The 21,814-nt window shown below is 68.5% G+C and carries 24 protein-coding genes and 1 pseudogene; 8 read left to right on the top strand and 17 right to left on the bottom strand.

Annotated elements, in window-relative coordinates; all coding sequences use genetic code 11:
- The first annotated feature begins 98 nt into the window (after positions 1-98).
- The 4 genes from IFR14_RS02615 (at position 99) to IFR14_RS02600 (ending at position 4,088) form a co-directional block, all read left to right on the top strand.
- A complete protein-coding gene (locus tag IFR14_RS02615) occupies positions 99-389 on the top strand; it encodes a hypothetical protein (protein ID WP_137242696.1) in 291 nt (96 codons plus the stop codon).
- Positions 390-585: 196 nt separating this feature from the next.
- A complete protein-coding gene (locus IFR14_RS02610; RefSeq protein WP_191940121.1) occupies positions 586-1,485 on the top strand; it encodes a pentapeptide repeat-containing protein in 900 nt (299 codons plus the stop codon).
- A 34-nt stretch (positions 1,486-1,519) separates the two neighbouring features.
- Complete coding sequence (locus IFR14_RS02605) at positions 1,520-2,053, top strand: hypothetical protein (RefSeq protein ID WP_137242698.1); 534 nt, start codon at positions 1,520-1,522, stop codon at positions 2,051-2,053.
- 133 nt (positions 2,054-2,186) lie between these two features.
- A complete protein-coding gene (locus tag IFR14_RS02600; RefSeq protein WP_191940120.1) occupies positions 2,187-4,088 on the top strand; it encodes an FAD-binding monooxygenase in 1,902 nt (633 codons plus the stop codon).
- A 3-nt stretch (positions 4,089-4,091) separates the two neighbouring features.
- On the opposite strand, the gene IFR14_RS02595 is transcribed toward IFR14_RS02600, so the two are convergent.
- The gene (locus IFR14_RS02595) at positions 4,092-5,138 is read right to left on the bottom strand and encodes an NAD(P)-dependent alcohol dehydrogenase (protein ID WP_191940119.1); all 1,047 of its coding nucleotides are present in this window, start codon (positions 5,136-5,138) and stop codon (positions 4,092-4,094) included.
- Positions 5,139-5,184: 46 nt separating this feature from the next.
- Here IFR14_RS02595 and IFR14_RS20725 point away from each other — a divergent pair.
- Positions 5,185-5,673, top strand: a pseudogene (locus IFR14_RS20725) (TetR family transcriptional regulator); the annotation flags it as partial.
- Here IFR14_RS20725 and IFR14_RS02585 read toward each other — a convergent pair.
- The 5 genes from IFR14_RS02585 to IFR14_RS02565 form a co-directional block, all read right to left on the bottom strand.
- Complete coding sequence (locus IFR14_RS02585; RefSeq protein ID WP_191940118.1) at positions 5,620-7,032, bottom strand: acyltransferase family protein; 1,413 nt, start codon at positions 7,030-7,032, stop codon at positions 5,620-5,622. The pseudogene IFR14_RS20725 and the gene IFR14_RS02585 overlap by 54 nt on opposite strands.
- Positions 7,033-7,150: 118 nt before the next feature.
- A complete protein-coding gene (locus tag IFR14_RS02580; protein ID WP_086472721.1) occupies positions 7,151-7,819 on the bottom strand; it encodes a response regulator in 669 nt (222 codons plus the stop codon).
- Positions 7,816-9,051, bottom strand: coding sequence for a sensor histidine kinase (locus IFR14_RS02575; RefSeq protein ID WP_249406887.1), 1,236 nt, complete (start codon positions 9,049-9,051; stop codon positions 7,816-7,818). Before IFR14_RS02575 ends, IFR14_RS02580 begins: the two co-directional genes overlap by 4 nt.
- Positions 9,052-9,056: 5 nt before the next feature.
- Positions 9,057-9,737: a DedA family protein gene (locus IFR14_RS02570; RefSeq protein WP_191940116.1), complete on the bottom strand. Its 681-nt coding sequence runs from the start codon at positions 9,735-9,737 to the stop codon at positions 9,057-9,059.
- Positions 9,738-9,866: 129 nt separating this feature from the next.
- A complete protein-coding gene (locus IFR14_RS02565) occupies positions 9,867-11,186 on the bottom strand; it encodes an ammonium transporter (protein WP_191940115.1) in 1,320 nt (439 codons plus the stop codon).
- Between the two features lie 167 nt (positions 11,187-11,353).
- On the opposite strand from IFR14_RS02565, the gene IFR14_RS02560 reads away from it, so the two are divergent.
- Positions 11,354-11,890, top strand: a complete 537-nt coding sequence (locus IFR14_RS02560; RefSeq protein WP_191940114.1) for a GrpB family protein — start codon at positions 11,354-11,356, stop codon at positions 11,888-11,890.
- 28 nt (positions 11,891-11,918) lie between these two features.
- On the opposite strand, the gene IFR14_RS02555 is transcribed toward IFR14_RS02560, so the two are convergent.
- Positions 11,919-12,305 carry a hypothetical protein gene (locus IFR14_RS02555; protein WP_191940113.1) on the bottom strand — a complete coding sequence of 129 codons (387 nt, stop codon included), beginning with the start codon at positions 12,303-12,305 and terminating at the stop codon, positions 11,919-11,921.
- 116 nt (positions 12,306-12,421) lie between these two features.
- Here IFR14_RS02555 and IFR14_RS02550 point away from each other — a divergent pair, with 116 nt between their 5' ends.
- Positions 12,422-12,958 (top strand): phosphoribosyltransferase family protein, encoded by a 537-nt coding sequence (locus IFR14_RS02550; RefSeq protein ID WP_191940112.1) that lies wholly within the window; start codon positions 12,422-12,424, stop codon positions 12,956-12,958.
- Positions 12,959-13,011: 53 nt separating this feature from the next.
- On the opposite strand, the gene IFR14_RS02545 is transcribed toward IFR14_RS02550, so the two are convergent.
- From IFR14_RS02545 to IFR14_RS02505, 9 genes are all read right to left on the bottom strand, one after another.
- Positions 13,012-13,353 (bottom strand): hypothetical protein, encoded by a 342-nt coding sequence (locus IFR14_RS02545; RefSeq protein WP_191940111.1) that lies wholly within the window; start codon positions 13,351-13,353, stop codon positions 13,012-13,014.
- Positions 13,343-14,113, bottom strand: coding sequence for a TetR/AcrR family transcriptional regulator (locus IFR14_RS02540; protein WP_191940110.1), 771 nt, complete (start codon positions 14,111-14,113; stop codon positions 13,343-13,345). Before IFR14_RS02540 ends, IFR14_RS02545 begins: the two co-directional genes overlap by 11 nt.
- Positions 14,114-14,217: 104 nt before the next feature.
- A complete protein-coding gene (locus tag IFR14_RS02535) occupies positions 14,218-14,949 on the bottom strand; it encodes an RES domain-containing protein (RefSeq protein ID WP_191940109.1) in 732 nt (243 codons plus the stop codon).
- A complete protein-coding gene (locus IFR14_RS02530; protein ID WP_085511227.1) occupies positions 14,949-15,338 on the bottom strand; it encodes a hypothetical protein in 390 nt (129 codons plus the stop codon). The genes IFR14_RS02535 and IFR14_RS02530 overlap by 1 nt, the downstream gene beginning before the upstream one ends.
- A gap of 102 nt (positions 15,339-15,440) precedes the next feature.
- Positions 15,441-16,439, bottom strand: coding sequence for an alpha/beta fold hydrolase (locus IFR14_RS02525; RefSeq protein ID WP_191940108.1), 999 nt, complete (start codon positions 16,437-16,439; stop codon positions 15,441-15,443).
- A 5-nt stretch (positions 16,440-16,444) separates the two neighbouring features.
- Entirely contained in the window at positions 16,445-17,806 is a 1,362-nt protein-coding gene (gene glnT / locus IFR14_RS02520; protein WP_191940107.1) for a type III glutamate--ammonia ligase, read from the bottom strand.
- Positions 17,807-17,998: 192 nt separating this feature from the next.
- Positions 17,999-19,045 carry an NAD(P)-dependent alcohol dehydrogenase gene (locus IFR14_RS02515; protein ID WP_191940106.1) on the bottom strand — a complete coding sequence of 349 codons (1,047 nt, stop codon included), beginning with the start codon at positions 19,043-19,045 and terminating at the stop codon, positions 17,999-18,001.
- Between the two features lie 142 nt (positions 19,046-19,187).
- The gene (locus tag IFR14_RS02510; RefSeq protein ID WP_191940105.1) at positions 19,188-19,721 is read right to left on the bottom strand and encodes a hypothetical protein; all 534 of its coding nucleotides are present in this window, start codon (positions 19,719-19,721) and stop codon (positions 19,188-19,190) included.
- 33 nt (positions 19,722-19,754) lie between these two features.
- Positions 19,755-20,123, bottom strand: a complete 369-nt coding sequence (locus IFR14_RS02505) for a VOC family protein (RefSeq protein WP_191940104.1) — start codon at positions 20,121-20,123, stop codon at positions 19,755-19,757.
- 63 nt (positions 20,124-20,186) lie between these two features.
- Here IFR14_RS02505 and IFR14_RS02500 point away from each other — a divergent pair, with 63 nt between their 5' ends.
- Positions 20,187-20,633, top strand: a complete 447-nt coding sequence (locus tag IFR14_RS02500) for a MarR family winged helix-turn-helix transcriptional regulator (RefSeq protein ID WP_191940103.1) — start codon at positions 20,187-20,189, stop codon at positions 20,631-20,633.
- A gap of 8 nt (positions 20,634-20,641) precedes the next feature.
- Here the strand turns inward: IFR14_RS02500 and IFR14_RS02495 are convergent, their stop codons facing one another.
- Entirely contained in the window at positions 20,642-21,772 is a 1,131-nt protein-coding gene (locus IFR14_RS02495; protein ID WP_191940102.1) for an epoxide hydrolase family protein, read from the bottom strand.
- Between the last annotated feature and the right edge of the window lie 42 nt (positions 21,773-21,814).

The raw sequence follows: 21,814 nt of genomic DNA, 5'->3' as shown, positions 1-21,814 counted from the left end.
GGCGCGGGAACGCGACCTGGGCTGAGAACACCTCTGCGCTCAGGACGTAGGCAAGCCGGTCGCGAGCGGCCACAATGAAGTCAGGCGGAAGGCGGACCATGGACAATGATCTGCGAGGCGGCACGGATCCGGAGGCGATCCCTGCAGGCATCGTGGGCGCAGTGATCCGGGTTGCGGTCTCCCTCACCCTTGCGGCCATCCTTCTCGCGTTGACTCCGGTTGTTGCTGTGTCCGACGGCATACCGTCCTGGGTTGCCATCGTGATGTTCGGAGCCGCGCTGGTGGCCGTCATTGATGGGTTGCGCACATCGGTGATCTGGTGGCGCCAGAAGGCGCCCACCGATTGGAAGACCCGGCTGGCGACGGCGCGATCACGGATCTGGCCGTAGGCCCGATCCGACGCCCTCCGATACCCTGAGGGCAGTGAACCGTTCTTTCGCTCTGTGACCCAGAGGCCTTTCAGCGACACCCGTTCGCTCCTCCCACGAGGGGCGGTGATTTCGTGCGCCCGGAACGGGAGCTCCCTGCGGAGTTCCCCTGCACCCCGGCCCCCACTCGAAACCACTCCGGAAAGAACACCCACGCATGACGTCCATCGACGCTTCCTCCACCCCCTCCGACGACCGCTCGGCTCTTCGCGCGAACTGCGCTGACTGCTTCGCGCTCTGCTGCACCGCCTTCGGGTTCCAACGATCGACCGACTTCCCGATCGACAAACCGGCAGGCACGCCCTGCCTCAATCTCGCAGACGACTTCTCTTGCACCATCCATGAATCCCTGCGCCCGCGAGGGTTCCGCGGATGCACCGTCTTCGACTGCTTCGGCGCGGGCCAACTCGTCTCGCAGGAGCTCTTCGGCGGCACGAGCTGGCGGGAACGCCCCGAGACGAGCGCCGAGATGTTCGCCACGTTCTCCGTGGTGCGCCGACTGCAGGAGATGCGCTGGTACCTCGTCGAAGCCGCCGAGCGGACGGCCGCGTCAGACCTGGTGGTGCACATCGGCCGACTCCGCACCGGGATCCAGCGGATCCTCGACAGCGGCACCTCCCAGATCCTCGCCTGCGACGTCGAGTCCCTCCGCGCTGACATCCGAAGTGTGCTGATCGACGTCAGCGAGGAGGCGCGGGGCGGGTACCTGGCCGGCGACGACGCCGAGCCGGACGACGACCTCCACCCCTCGGCAGACCTCGCCGGCCGCGACCTGCGCACTCGTCGTCTGTGCGGAGCAGACCTGCGCGGGGCTATCCTCATCGGCGCAGACCTCCGTGGAGCGGACCTGGCGGGCGTCGACCTGCTCGGCGCCGATCTCCGCGGTGCACGACTCGACGGAGCCGACCTCTCGGACGCCCTGTTCCTCACCCAGATGCAGCTCGACGCGGCTCTCGGCGACGAGTCGACGCTCCTGCCGACCGCCCTCGACCGACCGGGGCACTGGACGACGGCGCGTCGCGCTTCCTCTCCGACAGATGGGGAGTTGTCCCCGTAGGCCTCGGGCGGCCGTCCCCGATACCGTCGATGACATGATCCGCATGCACCGCACCCTCGCCTTGACCGCCCTCGTCGCAGCGACCGTCGGAATCGCCCTGACCGGGTGCTCGAGCCCGCAGCAAGCCCCCGACGACGCCCTGGCGCTCGGCACGGGTGTGGCCGTCGAGGTCGGGACGGGCGTCGAGATGTCGTTCGCCATCGACGACGTCCGGGAGGGGAAGCTCAGCGACCTCGCCGAGATGGGCGTGCAGTCGACGCCGTCGGACGAGGGGAAGACCCCGTACTTCGTCACCTACTCGGTCACGCTGACGGACGGCGACATCAAGGACGCCGACCGCTCCGCACTCCCCGTGCCGACGACGGACGAATGGAAGCTCAGCGGCACGGGCACCTACCAGCCCATCAAGGTCCTGGGGCAGTTCGACTGCACTCCGGACGGCAACGCGACGGCCGGGGTATCCCCCGACGCCCCGCTCGTCGCCTGCCAGGCCTTCCTCGGCGACAAGGACGCCCTGCCCACGGTCATCGAGGTCAAGGACCTCGGCACCTGGGCGACGAAGGACTGAGCTCCCGCGACTCGAGCTGCACCTGCACCGGCGAACGGTCTTCCACCGTGCGCCGGTGCAGGGTAGTGTCTGCCGTGCGATAAGCGAACAGTGTGTTCCATTATCGAATTCTTGACGATGAAGTGAGGAATCGATGCAGTTCCACCACCACGGCTACGTCTCCGGTGATCCGCGGGTCCTGCCCGCAGCGGGCGTCGGGGTCGATCGACCCGAGGACCTCCCGGACGAGGTCGACGTCCTCATCGTCGGCAGCGGGCCGGCGGGCATGATCGCGGCCGCCCAGCTGTCCCGCTTCCCGTCCATCACCACGCGCATCGTCGAGCGTCGACCGGGACGCCTCGCGATCGGTCAGGCGGACGGCATCCAGGCCCGCAGTGTCGAGACCTTCGACGCCTTCGGCTTCGCTGAGCGCATCACCGCCGAGGCGTATCGCATCACCGAGATGGCGTTCTGGCAGCCCGACGCGGAGGACCCAGGTCGGATCGTCCGCGGCGCCCGACCACTCGACGACACCACCGGCGTCAGCGAGTACCCGCACCTCATCGTGAACCAGGCCCGAGTGCTCGACTACTTCGCCGAGTACATGGCGAACGCCCCGACCCGGATGCGACCCGACTACGGGTGGGCGTTCCAGGGACTCGAGATCGACGACGACGCGGAGTACCCGGTCGCGGTCACGCTGCTGGACACGAGCGACGAGTCCGCCGGCGAGACCAGGACCGTCCGCGCGAAGTACGTCATCGGAGCCGATGGTGCCCGGAGTGCCGTCCGCCAGGCGATCGGCTGCACCTTGGCCGGCGACCAGGCGAACCACGCGTGGGGCGTCATGGACGCCCTCGCCGTCACCGACTTCCCCGACATCCGCACGAAGTGCGCCATCCAGTCGGGTTCCGGCGGCAGCATCCTGCTCATCCCTCGCGAGGGCGGACACCTCTTCCGGATGTACGTCGATCTCGGCGAGGTGCCGTCGGGCGGCAGCGAGGCCGTGCGGTCGACCTCGATCGAGCAGATCATCGACCACGCGAACACCATCCTGAGCCCCTACCGGCTCGACGTGAAGCATGTCGCCTGGCACAGCGTCTACGAGGTCGGCCATCGCCTGACGGACCGCTTCGACGACGTCCCGATCGACGAACTCGGCTCGCGCACGCCGCGTGTCTTCATCACCGGTGACGCCTGTCACACCCACAGCGCGAAGGCCGGGCAGGGGATGAACGTGTCGATGCAGGACGGCTTCAACCTGGCGTGGAAGCTCGGCCACGTGCTCGAGGGCCGGAGCCCCGAGAGCCTGCTGGCGACGTATTCGGCCGAGCGTCAGGTCGTCGCCCGGGAGCTCATCGACTTCGACCGCGAGTGGTCGAGCCTCATGGCCAAGCGGCCGGAGGAGTTCGACGATCCCTCCGAGCTCGCCGACTTCTACGTACGGACGGCGGAGTTCCCGGCGGGCTTCATGACCGAGTACACCCCGTCGGAAATCGTCGGCGAGGCGACCCACCAGCACCTCGCGAGCGGCTTCCCGATCGGCAAGCGGTTCAAGTCCGCACTCACCTCGCGCGTCGCGGATGCCAACCACATCCATCTCGGACACCACGCCACGGCCGACGGGCGCTGGCGGATCTACGTCTTCGCGGATGACGCCTCGCCGTCGTCGGGCCGATCGACGGAGCTGGCTGCCTGGCTGCAGGACGCACCGGAGTCGCCCCTCCACCTGGTCCCCGACGGCGTGCTGGCCGACGACTGGTTCGACGTGAAGATCGTCTACCAACAGCGCCACACCGACATCGACCTCGGCGCCGTCCCGCCGGTGTTCCTGCCGCGCGTCGGCCCGTTCGACCTCATCGACTACGAGAAGGTCTACGCCCGCCATCCCGACGTCGACATCTTCGCCGAGCGCGGCGTCGACCGAGCGGGTGCCGTCGTCGTCGTGCGTCCGGACCAGTACGTCGCCCACGTGCTCCCGCTCACGGCCACCGCGGAGCTCGCGGCGTTCTTCGACGGCGTGATGGGACGACAGGCGACGACCGCGAACGCCTGATCGTCAGGCGAGCTCGGCGTCGATGTCGGCGAGGTCCAGCACGAAGCGGTACCGGACGTCGTTGCGGGCCAGCCGATCGAGCGCGACGTCCACGTCGGCTGCCGGGACCACCTCGACGTCCGCTGTCACGCCGTGGGTGCCGCAGAAGTCGAGGAGGTCCTGCGTCCACCGGCGACCACCGCTCCCGGCCGCCGTCAGACGCTTCCGGCCGAGGAGCAGGTCCATGGCCTGGATGTCGATCGGGCCGAGGTAGCCGAGCGAGCAGAGCGTCCCGTCGAGGTCGAGGACGCGGAGATACGGCACGAGATCGTGCTCCACCGAGACGGTGTCGATGACGAGGTCGAGGCTGCCGGCTGCCGCAGCCATGGCGTCGGCATCGGTCGAGACCACCACTCGGGACGCCCCGAGCCGCAGCGCATCGGTCGCCTTGCCCTCAGACGTCGTGAAGACGGTGACCTCGGCGCCAAGCGCGCGACCGAGGCGGACGGCGAGGTGACCGAGACCCCCGAGGCCGACGACGCCGAGTCGCGTCCCCTCCCCCACGCCGTTGGTGCGAAGTGGCTCCCAGACGGTGATGCCCGCACACATCAGGGGTGCGACACCGGCCGGGTCGAGGGAGGTCGGGCGGTGGTAGACGAAGCTGTCGCGCACGACGTAGCGCCCGGAGTACCCGCCGAGCGTCGTGCTGCCGTCGACGCGGTCGCGGCCGGCGTACGTGAGCGTCGGGAACTCGACGCAGAAGTTCTCCTGATCGCGCAGACACATCGTGCAGGTTCCGCACGAGTCGACGATGTTGCCGACGGCGACGGCGTCGCCGGGCGCGAAGGACGTCACGTCCGAGCCGACGGCGACGACTTCGCCGACGAACTCGTGACCGGGCACGAGCCCCGCACCCGGGCCCACGGAGGCGAGCGCGTGCAGGTCGCTGTGACAGACGCCGCAGTGCGTGACGCGGACATCGACGTCGTCCGGTCGGAGCTCGCGGCGTTCGATGACGGTCTGCTGGAGCGACCGAGGGGCGGCCGTGGACATGAGGGCGGTTGTGCGCATGCGGTCGATACTACCTACTAGTTGGTAGCATCGATACACTCGATCGATGAACACCGCAGAACAGACTCGTCAGCGCATCCTCGACGCCGCGACCGAGGAGTTCGCCACCCACGGCATCGCCGGCGCACGGGTGGACAGGATCGCCCAGCGCTCAGGCATGAGCAAGCCGATGATCTACGCCTACTACGGCGCCAAGGACCAGCTGTTCGACGCCGTCTTCGACGCGCATGTCATCGCCAACGGCGATCGGGTGCCGTTCACGGCGGCCGAGCTCCCCGAGTACGCGGCCAGGCTGTACGACGACTACCTCGCCGATCCTGCGCTCGCCCGCCTCGTCATGTGGAAGCGGCTCGAACGCGAGAGCACCGGGTACCTCTACAGCGGCCTCGAGGACCACGACCTCCGTCATCTCCGGGACATCGAGGCTGAGCAGCGAGCGGGATCGATCCGTCCCGACCTCGACCCGGCCGACGTCTGGGCGCTACTCATCTCGACCGCGGCGACGTGGGCGCAGGCGTCCATGACGGTCGTCGCCACGTCCGCCGACGCACCCGAGGTCCACGACCGTCGGCGCTCGGCGCTGGCTGCGACGATCCGCGACGGTCTCTGCACTCAGGAGTAACGCGGCGAGGATCAGCACGACGGCGAGCACCGCGGTGAGCACCGTCGTACCGATCACGAGGAGCGCCACGATCGCGCCCAGCCCCAGGAGGACTGCGATCGCGAGTCGCCGTCGTGCACCGGTCGCGACCGGGCTCGGAACCGCCTCGACGCGGGCGAACACCGTCGCGACCAGTGCGGTCAGTGTCAGTGCCACCGCCAGCCAGAGGGGCCGTCCGAACCACCACCCGAGGCTGTCCGGCGCGGGGAGGGCGATGCCGGTCGTCAGTGCGAACACGGCGGACACGCCGGCCATGGCGAGGAGCACGGGCATGTGCCAGAGGTAGATCGTCATGGCCCGCGTGGTGACGAAGGCCGTCACCGCCGCGACCCTGGGCCGCCGGCTGAGCCTCGTGAGCCGGTCCCGCAGGAGCGACAGCAGTGCCGTGTGCGCGACGCCGACGAGCAGGAGCGCCGCGGTGGGCGGGTTGATGTTCGCGATGAGGTCACTCGAGTACACGCCGGTCCACCAGGTGACGACGAGGACGACGACCGCCCCGACACTGGCGAGCGCCCGGACACGCCGGCTGAGCGCGCCGATCGAGCCGTCCGCCAGGAAGAACCCGAGTTGCTGGAGCGCGGTCCAGACGAGGACGAGGTTTAGGAATCCGAGGGCGTCGACGCCGGTGGCAGCGCGCAGGACGTCGACCAGCACGGCGGCCGCGGCGAGCGACACGATCGACCGGAGCGGTGCGCGCTCGTGGGCGGCGGCGAGTGCGGGCAGCAGTGCCTGGCAGAGCAGGAAGACGCCGAGGAACCAGAGGGGCTGGCCGAACCGGAAGCCTGCCATGGCGACGAGGTCGGCGGGGACACCGGCCAGAGTCAGCATCGCGAGTGCGGCTCCCACACAGCCGATGGTCACGACCGCGGGGAGCAACAGGCGGTGCAGCCGTGCCGCGACGAACGCCGAGGCCGGCACCCCTCGCGACCGCTGCCGACGGAAGGCGATCAACCCCGCGAACCCGCCGATGACGAAGAACAGCGGCATGACCTGCAGGACCCAGCTGAGCGGCGCGATCCACGCCGTGCCGTCGCTCGCGTTCTCGAACACCGGGCCGGCGGCGGTCACCGTCACGCCGACCATCATCGCGTGCAGGACGACGACCCCGACGATGCAGCAGGCACGCACGAGGTCGATGCCCGTGTCGCGGACGCTTAAGACGACGACTGCGGATGCGAGCGCGGGTCTGGGCCCTGGTTCGGCGAGCTGCGGTGGGGTGTGGGTGATGGCCATGACGGTCCTCCTCGGTGATGTCCGAGGAGGTTATGAACGCGGTACCGAAGGGCACATCACCCGGCGGTGTCGTCGCGCCCCGTACCCAGGGGTGAGGCGCCGACGCGCGGAGTCCGGGTCAGGACGGGGCGACGAGTCCGGTGTCGTAGGCGAAGATCACGGCCTGCACGCGGTCGCGCGCGCCGACCTTCGCGAGGACCTTGCCGACATGGGTCTTCACGGTCTGCTCCGCGATGAACAGGGTCGCGGCGATCTCGCTGTTCGACCGCCCATGGCCGATGAGGACGAGCACCTCTCGCTCGCGCTCGGTGAGCTCCGCCAGCCGCGCGGCGCCATGCGAGGCGCGGGGCTTCTGCGCGGCGAACTGGGCGATCATCCGCCGGGTGACGCTGGGAGCCAGCAGTGCGTCACCGGCCGCGACCACCCGCACGGCGTGCACGAGATCCTCGGGCAGCGCGTCCTTGAGGAGGAAGCCGCTCGCCCCGGCCTGTAGGGCGTCGTAGACGTAGTCGTCGATGTCGAAGGTGGTGAGCATGATGATGCGAGGGACCTTCGCCGCCGGGTAGCCCGGGCCGAGGATGCGCTTCGCCGCCTCGATGCCGTCGAGCTCGGGCATGCGGACGTCCATGAGGATGACGTCGGGGTCGAGCCGCGCCGACAGCGTGACCGCTTCGGCACCGTTCGCGGCCTGCCCCGTCACCCGGATCCCGTCGTGGGCGTCGAGGAGCGCGGCGAACCCGGCTCGGACCATGGCCTGGTCGTCGGCGATGAGGACGTCGATGGTCACAGGCGGTCCTTCGTCGAGCTGGATCGGGGGCGGGATGGCGTCGAGGTCGGCTCGCCGGTGGGCAGCACGGCCGTCACGAGCCAACCGCCTGCGCCGTCGGGGCCGGCGTCGAGGGTGCCGTCGAGGAGGGCGGCGCGTTCGAGCATGCCGCGGAGGCCGTGTCCGGCGCCGTGCTCCCCAGGACCCTGCGCATGACCGTTGTGGATGCGCAGCTGCACCGCGGTCGCATCGACCCGCACGTCGACGACGATGGGCGCGCCCGGTGCGTGTCGGACGGCGTTGCTCATCGCCTCCTGCACGATGCGGAACGCCGCGATCTGCACGGTCGGAGGGACGAGGACACCCTCGTCGCCGCGGTGCATCGAGAGGGTGATGTCGGCGCCGACGCGACGCAGACCGTCGGCGAGCGCCGGGAGGTCGTCCAGGCCCTGTTGCGGCGCGAGTTCTGCGACCTGGTCCTCGGTGCGCAGGACGCCGAGCAGACGCCGCATCTCGACGAGCGAGCCGCGCGCGGTGGCGGCGATGTCGTCGAACTCCGCTGCGGCGTCCTCGGCGAGGCCGGGCACGCGGTACTTCGCCGTCGAGGCCTGCACCTGGATGACAGACATGCTGTGCGCGACCACGTCGTGGAGCTCGCGGGCGATCCGGGTGCGCTCCTCGACGAGCACGCGCCGGGACTGCTCGGCGGCGGAGATCTCACGCTCCCGGGTCAGCTCCTCCCCCACCCGCACGCGTCCCGAGACGAGCAACGCCACGAGGTACGCCACCCCCGCGACGGATGACGCGACGATGAGGTCCGCGGCCATGGCGGTCGCGTCGGCGGCGGACGGGACGAGGAGCGCCGCGACGAGCGAGCCCGCGATGCCGACGAGCAACGGGATGAGTCCCAGCAGCCAGTCGTGGAGGAAGGTGACGACACCGACGAACACGGCGAAGGCGATGAGCGCGGGCACCGACCATGGCCACGGCCACACCGGATCGTGGTCGGGCGAGGCGACCAGCGGGAGCACGAAGGCCGCCGCGGAGAACAGCACGACCGCGACGCGTGGGAGCACGACGGACAGGAGTGGCGCGCCACAGACCGCGGCTCCGAGGAGGAACGACGCCGGGAGCACGGTGCCGTAGAGGAGGCTCTGGATCGGAACGAGGACGCTCAGCAGGACGACGCCGACGCCCGCGAGGACGAAGAGTCCGACGGTGCGGCGGGAGGTGCCGCGCGCCGTCCGATCCATGAGGGTCATTGTCCCATCAGCGCCAGGGCCGGCGGGTGCTCCTCGGTGTCTGACTCCGCCGGCGTCCCGTCGCCGGCCGCATCGGACCGCTCACGGCGACGACGACGGATGGCTGCGACCCGGTCGACGACCAGACCGAGGACGAGCGCGACGCCCACACCGAGCACGGAGCTGAGGAACGGCTGGTCCTCGAAGAGCTTGCCGGCGACGACGCCGATGATCGCGCTGTACGCAGCCCAGGTCGCTCCTCCGATGACACTGAGCGGCAGGAACCGTCGCCACGGGTACCGGAGGGCACCGGCGGACATGTTGACCACGACGCGGCCGACCGGGATGTACCGTGCCCCGAGGATCAGCGGGGCGCCTCGATGCCCGAGCGTCCGCCCTGCCCGATCGAAAGCCGCCGCGATCCGGGGACGCCGCATCCACGCGAAGCGCGTCGTGCCGACCCCGCGGCCGATGAGGTAGGCGATGTTGTCGCCGATCGCCGCACCCACGGCCGCGACGGCGCAGAGGAGCAGGAGGTTCGATCCGCCGGTCGAGACCGCGACGGCTGCCGCGGCGACGAGCACCGTCTCGCTCGGGATCGGCGGGAAGAACCCGTCGATGACCGCGGTCGCGAACATCACCACGTACAGCCACGGTGAGGTCACTGCGTTGAGGATGAGCTCGTTGATGACGTCCATGCTCCGACGCTACGAAGCGGACGGCGCCGCAGCATCACCCTGGGGTATCGCGGACCCCCTACCCCGGTGGTGTTCTGCGGCGCCGCCGGTGCCGGTCCTCGCCGGTGCCGGTCCTCGCCGGTGCCGGTCCTAGTCGACGACGGCCGGGACCTTCGGTTCGGCGTGCCCACGCGGGGCGAGCGCTTCGTGCGTGCTGACCTCGTAGGCGTTCTCGGCGTGGAGGACGACGTCGAGACCCCGTGCCTCCGTCTCGGCCGAGACTCGGATGCCCATCGTCTTGTCGAGCACCTTCGCGAGCACCCAGGTGATGGAGAAGGTGTAGACGAAGACGGCGACGATCGCGAGCGCCTGCTTGCCCAGGAGCAGGAAGCCGCCACCAGCGAGGAGCCCCTCTCCACCGCTCGGCGCGAGCGGCACGGCGAGGACACCGATGAGGAGGCCACCGACGACGCCGCCGACGAAGTGCAGGGCGGTGACGTCGAGGGCGTCGTCGAAGCCGAGGCGGACCTTGAGGCTGACCGCGAAGTAGCAGACGACCGCTGCGGCGGCACCGATCGCGAGCGAGCCGAGCGGGGTGACCGCACCGCACGACGGCGTGATGGCGACGAGTGCGGCGATCGCGCCCGAGCAGGCACCGAGGGTGGTGGGGTGACCGTCGCGCAGCTTCTCGACGACGAGCCAGACGATGACGCCCGCGCAGGTCGCGGCGACGGTGTTGAAGACGGCGACGGCGGCGTTGTTGTCCGCGGCACCGAGGGCGCTGCCGTCGAAGCCGATCCAGCCGACGAAGAGCAGGCCGGCACCGAGGAGCGTGAGTGGGAGGCTGTGCGCCTTGGGCTGCGACGGGAAGCCGTTGCGCTTGCCCAGGACGATGGCGAGGGCGAGGGCGGCGACCCCGGAGTTGACGTGGATCGCGGTGCTGCCGGCATAGTCGATCGAGCCGATCGTGTTCGCGAGCCACCCGCCCTGCACGCTGCCGTCAGCGGAGTCGAAGGCGAAGACCCAGTGCGCGACCGGGAAGTAGACGAGCGTCGACCAGACACCGGCGAAGACCATCCATGCGCTGAACTTCATCCGACCGGCGGCAGCACCGGCGACGATCCCGATCGTGAGACCGGCGAACATCAGGTGGAGTGCGGCGAGCGCCAGCGGCGGGAGCGCGCTTCCCTCGGGGGCGACGAGCAACTGGCCGAGGCCGGGGTACTCGGTGGGGTCGCCGACGAGCCCGAGGCCGCCGAGGCTGTCACCGAAGACCATCGAGTAGCCGAAGGCCACCCAGAGGATCCCGACGAGACAGAACGACGCGAAGATCATCATCATCATGTTCATGGTGACGCGACGGCTGACCATCCCGCCGTAGAACATCGCCAGGCCGGGCAGCATGAGTGCCACGGCCACCACCGCCGTCAGGAGCCATGCCGTGTTGCCCGCGATTGCAGCCGTGTCCATCCGGACCTCCAGGGTTCGCGCGGGATCCGAAACGGACGACCGCATTTTCAATAGGTCATCCAATTGTCGTGACGACCGGTTTCAATGCAGTATCGAATCCGTTTCGTGTTCGTTACGGGTTCGCGTGTCAGGTCCGGACGGGTTTCGCCCCTCGGCAGACTTGAAAGATGGACGACGTCGACGTTGAGTGGTTCGATCAGCCGCTCGAGGAAGCGGTCGAGATCCACGACGCATCCGACGATTGGGCCGACATGGGCAGGCACTGGGAAGACCTGCTCAAGGACTCGCTCCACCCCCTCCCCGCCCACGTCGATCACGTCGGCTCGACCGCGGTCCCCGGGCTTGCCGCCAAACCGGTCATCGACATGCAGATCCAAGTGCCGGACATCGCAGATGAACCCGCCTACCTACCCGCCCTGGAAGAGCTAGGGATGGTTCTCCGCGCTCGCGGTGCGAACTTCCGCTTCCTGCGACCGCCCGCGGGACGCCCACGGAATGTGCACATCCACGTCTGCGGAATGGACTCGGTCTGGGCCAAGGAACACCTCGCCTTCCGAGACGCTCTTCGAGGGAATCCTGGCCTGGCACGCGAGTACGAGCGCATCAAACGAGGATTGGCAACGACCGTTTCGGAACGCGCCGACTACAACCGCGGCAAGGAGTCGTTCATCCGAGAGTTCGTCGCGAGGCACACATCTCCCTGACCCGAAACTCGACGCAGGGAGATGTGCGTCACAGAGGCCAGTCGTCGGGGTACCGGAACGGAACGGCGACGATCTGCACGTCGTCCTCATAGGTGAGGCGGCCCGGCGTCATCGTTCGGAGCTCGCCCCAGGGGATGTCGTATCGATCGAGGAGTGCGAGATAGCCGCCGGTGAGAGTGAGGAGATCGATAGCCGTCTCCCTGAACCACGATCGTGCGCCAGGGTGTTCGTAACTGCCCGGCGAGACGAGGGATGGGTTCGCGTATGCGGCATTCAGCCGATCGTTGCTTTGACGCCACCATGCCGCGTCCTTCCCCGACAGCCGCCCGGTGTCATGCAGCCCGTTCGCCATGGCGAACACACCGGGGAAGCGGCCGTTTCGATTCGGAACGGCACTCTGGAAGCGAACGAACATTCCTCGACTGTACGCAGGAAGTCGAGCTCGTCAGCGGGGCGCGTGACAGCCGGCTGTGCTCCGCCCAGTGGGAGCAAGGGCGTCCCCAGGGCGTCCGACATCGGTACGGTGGGCAGATGAATCAGTCGCTGATCGACGGAGCCCGCACTCACGTGCGGGACCACTTCCGTTGGATCGACGGCGACGCGGACATCTGGAGCATGTTGCAGCGTGGCTCCTCCTTGAAGGCGGTCGTCGATGGCCTCGCTGCCATGGCGGCGATCGACCGTCCAGACCTGATCGTCGGCATCGAGTCGCGTGGGTTTGTTCTCGGTCCCGCCGTCGCACTGCAACTTGGCGTGGGTTTTGTCGCGGTCCGCAAGGACGGGGCCATCTTCCCTGGTCCGGTCGTGCGAAGGCAGACCGAGCCGGATTACCGAGGAAACCGACGCACCCTTTCCATCCGTCGCGATCACGTCATGGCTGGCACGCGACTCGTACTCGTCGACGACTGGGTGGAAACCGGCAACCAGGCCACCGCGGTCAGCCGGCTCGTCGACGAGCTCGGCAGCGAAGTCGTGTCCGTCGTGACGATCGTCGACGAAACGAGTGAAGTGGTCCGCCACCACCTTCCTCGTCTACGAAGCCTGCTTCGTGCGGGCGACCTGCGCTGAGGCTGCACCCGCGCGCCGGGCTGCAGGCGTGACCAACGCCGGATCCCAGCGAATCATGCAATGCCGAATCGGGCTGGTTCGGCACTCGCCTGCGTCCAACTCGAACCAACCAGCGGCCTCCAGCCGAACACTGCGGACTCGACGTCTTGTTCCTCCCGCCCGCGCAGGAGCCACTCCACATCCCACTCCCTCATGAGCAGCATGAACGAGCCGGAATCGGGGATGAATCGCTCGTCAGGCACGGTCGCTTCTGGGGGCGTTTCGACAATCACCGTCCACCACGGCTCGACCGTCTCCGGATAGACGAGAATGTGCCGTCCGTTCAAGGCACCCGCTCGTATCAACCCCAGCCGTCCCTGTTCGCCCCAGAACTCGGACTCGGTCTCAGCGACCATCAGTGCTGCCCGCTCTCACGCCTCCCCCGACAGCGAGGTCGAGTTGGAGCGCAGCCCGCTCGACGTCGGCGAGCGCAGCGCGGTCGACAAGGAGGCTGTGGAGGGTGGCGGAGGCGGTGCGCCGCGCGAAGGCCCTGATGCGGTCCGTCTCGCTCGCACCCTCGGCGGCCTCGACCGGCGGGTACTGGGCGGCGATGTCGCCGGAGCCATAGCGGTAGGCCTTCTGCATGCCCTCGTTGGCGTGGAGTGCGGCCGCTGCCGCCCACTCCGGCGTCTCGCTGCCGCCGAGCACGAGGGTCCCCTGCTCGACGCCGTCGCGGATGAGTCCGGCGACGAACGAGAACAGCGTGCGGTAGTCGTCCCAGAACGACGCGAGGTCGTCAGGGTGCTCCGCCGCGAGCCGCTCGATCTCGTTGTAGTCGAAGGGCGCCTCGCAGATCGCAATGCCGTCCTCGTAGAGGACGCGGTAGAGCTTCGCGGGAACATCAGCCTCGATCGGACCGAGGGCCTCCGCAGCCCCGACCGACTGGCGGTTCGAGGCGGCGGTCGCCCGCAGCACCTCGCGCTTGTTGGCGAACCAGTAGTAGAGCGACGACTGCTTCATCCCGCACGCCTCGGCGAGCATCGTCATGCTCGTGCGCTCGTACCCGCGCTCCGCGAACAGCCTGGTCGCGACCTGGATGATCTCCTCACGAGGATCCTCGGCGGCGATGCCGCTCGCGCGAGGACGACCGGGCGATGCTCCTGTGCGGCCGGCCATCGATCACCACTCCCTGCTCGCGGACACCTCCGCCAATCCTACGGGCGGGCGGCTCGACGGCCTTGAACACTCACGATCGTCCCATCGGATGGGACGTGGTGACACTAGGCGATGGTCAGGTTGTGGAGGCGCAACACTCTCAGAAGATCTGGGGACTGCAGGTGAAGGACATCGATGTCGATGTTGTCCAGCCTCGCGCTCGTGATGCCATCATCCGCCTGTTCGAAGATGGCCCAGAGCACGATGTCCGCTCCATGGCGGGATCCGAATTGGATGCCGTCGAACGGTCCGCCATCGCTGGCGTCTCGCCCGAGAATGAAACGGCCCACGCGCTGGGTGAGCGCACGAGGCTGGCTGTTCTGCAGCGCTGAGCTGTCGAAGTCGCTCAGGCCGAACTCCTGGATGGCCATTGCAGCGAACGAGTCGCGTAGAGCTGCGATCGTTCGAGAGTTCGCCACGTCGCAGTAGCGACCGGCGAGGTCTGCGGGACCCACCCTGCGGTTACTGAACCAGGAGGCGTCGACCGTTCCTGCATCGACGGTGGGATAGAGCTCGTCGTCGCTGTCACTCACCTCTATTGCGGCCATGGCCGCGACAACTGCTGGGTCCGGCCGAAACCTGGCCAGGATCTCGACGAGGCAGCCATACAGGGAGTCCCCCGCATAGAGCGTTCGATAGGAGCCATCCTCTGAGTCCCATCTCCCCGTGAACCGACCTCCGTTGGCGAGGCTCCAATCGGTCCAAGCCCATGGGTCGGGTCCGTAACCGACTCTGAAAACCGTTCCTGGGCTGTCGCGAAAGACGAATCGAGGTCCTGACTCAGACTCAGCTGGCACTAGCCCACCGCGGTGAATGCTCGTGCGGCTGCAATCACCCGCGGGCCGACCTCTTCGATGTCGCCTTCGCGGATCAGGCGAGCCGGTGACTCGTCATCGAGCTGAGGATTCAGCCCTTGAAACCAAGACTGCGCGATACGCGGGTGGTCACGTTCAATGAGGATGCCGGCGACCTGGAGCGCGGTCCGGAGGCGCAACTCGGTGGCAGCAGACGGAACACGTGTTCCCTCCGCCCACTGCCGAACGGCTCGGGTCTCGCGCACATTGCCAAGGTAGGCGAGCAGCTGGGCTCCGAGGATTCCACGGAGGTCCTCGACGAGTTCAGGCACTTCCGCACGGATCGATCGCTGGAACGCGCCCAGACCAGGAGTCGAGTTCGTGATCGTCATGCTCCGAGCTTAGCGCTGTACCAGCTTGGATCACACCCACAATCACACACCTCGCACGTAAGCCATTCTCGATGAGAGTGACCACACAGATCCAGCGGCGGCTCACCTTTCGCCCAGCAGCTCCCGCATGGCCGCCCCGATCACGGCCGTCTCGGCCGCACGCATGCCAGGCCGCCCCGCGACATGACCGAGGTCGGACTCGATGATCCGCACCTCGCTCCGACGCATCATCGCCGACTCCAGGACGTTGTCCTCGACGGTGAAGTAGAGGTCGGTCGACGACGGCATGACGATGCTCCGCGCACGCACGCCCCCGAGCGCCTCGGCCAAACCGCCCTCGACCCCTCGCCCGGGATCCGCCCGCTGCCAGGTGCGCAGCATCGCGAGCAGGTCGTTCGCGTCCCACCGCTCGTGGTCGGCCGCCCAGCCCTCGAGGAGGTCGGCGACGTCGGCGTACCCGAGCTCTCGGTAGGTCCCGTCGCGGAAGAACGCCTGCGAGTAGGCCCACCCCGCATACACCGTCCCGAATGCGCGGAGTCCGGCCCGCGGCGGTGTCGTGTAGCGGCCGCCATCGAAGGCCGGATCTGCCCGGAGCGCCGCCTCGACACCCGCCAGGAAGACGGCGTTGTGGGGGGAACACCGCGCGGCACCGGCGACGGGGAGGAACGCGTCGACGAACTCCGGGTACCGCACCGCCCACTCGTACGCCTGCAGCGCGCCCATCGACCAGCCGGCGATCAGCCGCCAGCGACGAACACCGAGGTGCTCGGCGAGCTGCCGTTGCGCACGGACGTCGTCGCCGATCGAGACCTCGGGGAACGCGGCACCGCGCACCTCCTCAGCCGCGTTCGACGGCGACGTCGAGACGCCGTTGCCGAACAGGTTCACCGAGACGATGAACCAGCGGGCCGGGTCGAGCGCCCGGCCCGACCCGATCCACGGCTCGTAGCTCGCGTGCGTCCCGGTGTAGTAGCTCGGGAGCAGGACGGCGTTGTCGCCGTCGGCGTTCAGCGCGCCCTGCGTCGTGTACGCGAGCCGCGCCTCCGGGAGGTCCGCGCCGGACTCCAGTGCGAACCTCCCGAGGTCGAGGACCTGGTGCATCGGGATCAGAAGAACTTCAGGTAGCGGGCGGTCTCCCAGTCCGACACGTGCGCCTGGTACTCGTTCCACTCCTGGCGCTTGTAGTCGATGAACGCGTCGTACATCGCGTCGCCGAACACGGCACGCGACAGCGAGTCGGTCGCGAACTCGTCGACGGCCTCGCCGAGGCTGCGCGGCAGCATGCCGATGCCGAGCTGCGCGACCTCCGCCTCGGTGTAGTCGTACATGTTCTCGGTGTGCGGCGCTCCCGGGTCGAGGTCCTCGCGGATGCCCTCGAGGCCGGCCGCGAGGATGAGGGCGGCACCGAGGTACGGGTTGCAGCTGATGTCGGCCGCCCGGCACTCCACGCGCCCGCCCTGGAGCGGCACGCGGAGCATGTTGGTGCGGTTGTTGTTGCCGTAGCTCACGAACACCGGCGCCCAGGTCGAGCCCGACATGCTGCCCTGACGCACGAGGCGCTTGTAGCTGTTCACCGTTGGCGCGATGACCGCAGAGAGCGCCGGCGCGTGCTTGAGGACGCCTGCGATGAACCTGTAGCCGAGCTCCGAGATGCCGCAGCCGCGCGGGTCGTCGTCCGTTTCGAAGAGGTTCTCACCGGTCTCGATGTCGGCGAGCGACATGTTGAAGTGCGCTCCGGAACCGCTGCGGTCGGCGAACGGCTTCGGCATGAAGGTGGCGAAGTAGCCGTGCTTGCGGACGATCTCGTTGGCCATGAGGCGGAAGAACACGGCGCGATCGGCCATGGTGAGCGCGTCGGAGTAGTTGAAGTCGATCTCGAACTGCCCCGGTGCGTCCTCGTGGTCGAAGGAGTAGACGCCCCAGCCCATCTCCGTCATCGCCTCGACGAGTTCGGTGAGCCAGTCCAGGTTGTCGAGCGCCGCGGTCGCCGTGTAGCAGGGCTTCGCGAGGTCGTCGCGGTCGCTGACCTCGGTCACACCCTCCGGGGTGTCCTTCAGGACGAAGAACTCGGTCTCGATCCCGAGGTTGAAGGTGAAGCCCATCTCGGCCGCCGCATCGAGCTGGCGCTTGAGGATGTTGCGCGACGCCGCCTCGAACGGCTCGCCCTTCGTGTAGAGGTCGCTCGCGAAGAAGGCGACGTCCTTCCGCCACGGCAACTGCACGGCGCTGTCGAGGTCGGGGCGAGCGGAGAGCTCCTCGTCGCTGATCGCCTGCGGGAGGCCGTCGAGCGCGGCCCCCGTGAAGAGCTCCGATCCCCCGGCCATGCGCTCGAGGTGCGACAGCGGGACGAACTTGGTCTTGATGCTGCCGTGCATGTCCACGAAGCTCGCCATCGCGTACTTGACGCCGGCCTCCTGCAGGCGGGCGCGGACGGACTCCACGGTGGTAACGGTCTCGACGACGGTCATGGGATGCTCCTCCGGTTACGTCGCTGCCCTCGCCGCGACTCATTTCGATACTGTATTGAAAGTATGCGTGGGTGGAGTTTCGATGCAGTGTCGAAAGTGTTTCCGGGGTGTGAACCCTGCGCCCAGGTGCACTGAAAACACGGAACCGGCGCCCGCCGCGAGTACGACGGACGCCGGTTCCGGGAGTCGTGGTTACGGAACGATGACCGCACGCCCGCGGATCGTGCCCGCGTGCAGATCCTCGTAGGCCTTCGGGGCGTCGTCGAGCGAGTACGGCTGCACCTCGACGTCGACCTTGCCCGCCTTCGCGAGCTCGAAGACCTCGATGAGCTCGCTCCGCGAACCCCAGTACGGCACCCGGACGGCGGCGTCGTAGGCGATCGACCCGAAGCCGATGGTCGCCGATCCGCCGCCGATGCCCACGATCGTCACGTCGGCCTCCATGGCGGCGACCGCGGTGGCCGTGGCGATCGTCGGGTTGGCGCCGACGAAGTCGAACACCGCGTCGACCCCGACGCCACCGGTCAGCTCGCGGATCTTGCCCGCGGCCGACTCGTCGCTGATGAGCGTGACGTCGGCGCCGACGTGCTTCGCCAGCTCGAGCTTCTCGTCGCTCACGTCGAGGACGATCACCGTCGCGCCGGAGAGCGCCTTGAGCATCTGGATGCCGACGTGACCGAGGCCACCGGATCCGATGACGACGGCGAAGGTGCCGGCACCGAGCTTCGGCAGGCTGCGCTTGATCGCGTGGTACGGCGTGAGGCCGGCATCGGTGAGGGACACGTTCTTCACGGGGTCGAGGTCGCCGATCGGCACCAGGTGACGCACGTCGTCGACGATCATGTACTCGGCCATCGAGCCCTGGCTGCCGAGTCCGGGAGGACGGATCCCCTCGGCGACGGCGTTCGTGCAGTAGTTCTCCTTGCCCTGCGAGCAGTTCAGGCAGTGACCACAGCCCCACGGTCCGTAGACGGCGACCGCGTCGCCGATCTGCAGGCTCGTCTCGACACCCTCACCGAACGACTCGATGACGCCGGCGCCCTCGTGTCCGAGCGTGAGCGGCAGCGGGTACTGCTGCGCGAGGTAGTCCTCCTCGGGGAGGCTCATGACGTAGTCGTCGGAGTGGCAGACACCGGCGGCGGTGACCTTCAGGAGGATCTCACCCGGCCCCGGTGTCGGCTTCTCGATCTCGACGACCTCGGGGGCCGAGCCGATCTTCGTGTACCGCAGTGCCTTCATGGTGAGACATCCTCCTCGAGCGTCGGAACCGCACGCCGCAGTCGCTCACTAAGCGACGTGTGTCAGATAAGTCTGACCATTCCAGTATGCGCCTCGATCCGGCGTCCGGCACCCCGTTGACAGCCCGGGCCGTCGACACCCGTCAGGACGGTTCCCAGGCCAGGACGACGTCGAGGAGTTCGGTTCGCGACAGACCACCGTCGACCCGGAGGACCGGTTGCGGCAGGGTCGCGAGCCAGGCCTCGTGCGACGCCCGACTCCGGCCGTCGAACGCAGGGTCGTCGTAGCCGCTCGCCCATTCACGGAACTCCCGCCACGCACGGTCGTCATGCGGTTCGCCGGCCCGCCGCTCGATCTCTCGGGCCTCCAGACGCCGCAGCCGCTCCGCCGGATCGAGGGTCACGAAGACGATCGCGTCGCATTCGGCGACGATCTCGTCACCCCAGCCGGGCATCGAGCCCGACAGGACCCAGGCCTCGCGCGGTACGAACAGCTCGCGCATGAGCCGCACCCGCTCCGCGTCAGAACGCTTGGTCACGTAGGGCGGATCCGTCGGGACCCAGAAGTAGTCGTCGGCGTCGGCGTGCGGGACGGACCAGTGGTCGGCGAGCGCCCGCCCGAGCGTGGTCACGCCACTGCCACTCGCACCCATCACATGCACTCTCGATCGTCGCATCCGTCCATTCTGACCGGTCGGACGCGGACGAGCTCAGGCGCGGTCGTGGAGGGTCAGCTGGTAGCCGTCCGGGTCGGCGAAGGTGAAGGTGCGACCGAACGGGCCGTCGATCGGCGCCGAGACGATCGTGTGGCCGTCGGCGACGAGGGCGTCGTGGATCTCCTGGACGTCCGTGGCGTGCAGCCAGATCGCCGCGCCGATCCCAGGCTGGGGTGCGGAGGCGAGATCGGTTCCGGGGACGATGTCGCGCAGGGCGAAGGCGGTCGGCGACGTCTCGAAGACGACCGCGTGCGGCGGGCCGGCCTGCGAGCGGACGAGGCCGAGGTACTGCTCATAGAAGGCCTGCGAGGGGTCGAGGTCGGCGACCTGGAGGGAGATGAAGTCCGGTCCGGTGACGGGCATGATGTGCGTCCATTTCTGTCGTGTCAGTTATCTGACACACTCAGCCTATGTCAGAATACTGACATGAGTCAAGACGGGATCGAACTGGACACCTCGCTGGGGTACCTCCTGAAGGAGGCGTCGAGCGCACTCCGCTCAGCGATGGAGGCGGTCCTGCGGCCACTCGGCATGACGATCACGCACTACTCCTGCCTCGAACTCCTCGCCCAGCGACCTGGACTGTCGAACTCCGAACTGGCCCGCGGCGCCTTCGTCACCCGTCAGTCGATGAACGTGCTCCTGCAGGCCCTCGAGCGCGACGGATTTGTCACCCGCCCGGAACAGGCCCCCGTCGGCAAGGCACTGCCGACCCGACTCACGCCGCTCGGTCGTGAGCGCCTCGCGCAGGCGACCGCTGCCGTGCGATCGGTCGAGGTCCGGATGCTGAGCGGCCTGACCGCTGATCAGCAGCGGGAGGCACTCGTCGTCCTGCGCAGCATGATCCGATCACTTCGCGACGACGAGCGCTGAGGCGCCCGTCAGTCGGTGATGGGAAGGGTCTCCACGAACGCCTGGATCCGGTCCGCCACAGCGACCGGGACCTGCCAGGCCGTGAAGTGCGCCCCGCGATCCAGTTCCGTCCAGCTCCGGATGTCGCTGTACGCCCTCGCCGCGTAGGAGCGCGGGAGTCCGCGTTCGCCCGTCTGCACGGCGACGGCCACAGGCACCTCGATCAGCGGGAGTTCGGGCTGCTTCGGGTGGTCGCGATACGGCCGGAACGATGATCCGATGCTCTGCGTGAACCAGTACAGCGAGACCGTGGTCAGCAGCTCGTCGTCGGTCCACCAGTCACCCTCTCCCGCCCACGCGAGGAGCTTCTCCGCGATCCATGCGGCGAGGCCTACCGGCGAGTCGTTCAGGGCCGTCGCGAGGATCTCGGGCCTGGTGGCCTGCACCCGCGCATAGGCGAGACCGCGAGCCCACTCCTGGTCGTGTCGATCGAGCCAGTCCTGCTCCTCGGCGGTGAGGTCGCGCGCTCGGGACGCGGACGGGAAGGCGGCGTGCGTCGCGAACTGGCCGATGACCGATTCGGGATACAGGGCCGCGAGCCAGTCGCTCGTCGTCGACCCGACGTCCTCGCCGTAGGTGAGGTAGCTCGCGTGCCCCAGCACCTCCGTCATGAGTGCGTGCATGAGTTCGGCGACCACCGGGCCGGTGAACGGCCGGTCTGCGAGGGGCGCTGAGAACCCGTACCCGGGCTGCGAGGGGACGACGACCTCGAAGCCGAGTGTCCGGCCGTCGCCGAGGTCGACGGTGCGTCCTGCGAGTTCCTTCGCCAGCGGCAGCATCTCGATGAAGGAGTATGGCCAACCATGGAACGCGATCACCGGGACCGTCACCGTGACGCCGTCCGGTGCCGGTAGCCGCGCGACGTGCAGCCGCTGCCCGTCGACCTCCGCCTCGAACTGCGGCACGTCATCGAGCTCGCTTTCGATGCGCCGCCAGTCGAAGCCGTCCCGCCAGTGGTCGACGAGCGCCCGCAACCGGTCGAGCGAGAGGGCGCTCTCCTCGCCGGCGTCACCGATCGCGGCGGGGAGGCGAACCGCGTCGAGTCGCCGCCGCAGGTCCTCGAGGTCGGCATCGGGCACCTGGATCCGGAACGAACGCATGCGCTCGATGCTAGAGCAGACGTCCGACAGGGATGAACGATG

Source organism: Plantibacter sp. CFBP 8775, assembly GCF_014839505.1.
Lineage (GTDB): Bacteria > Actinomycetota > Actinomycetes > Actinomycetales > Microbacteriaceae > Plantibacter > Plantibacter auratus.
Note: the sequence above shows the minus strand (reverse complement) of the source record. Positions and strands in the feature narration are given on the sequence as shown.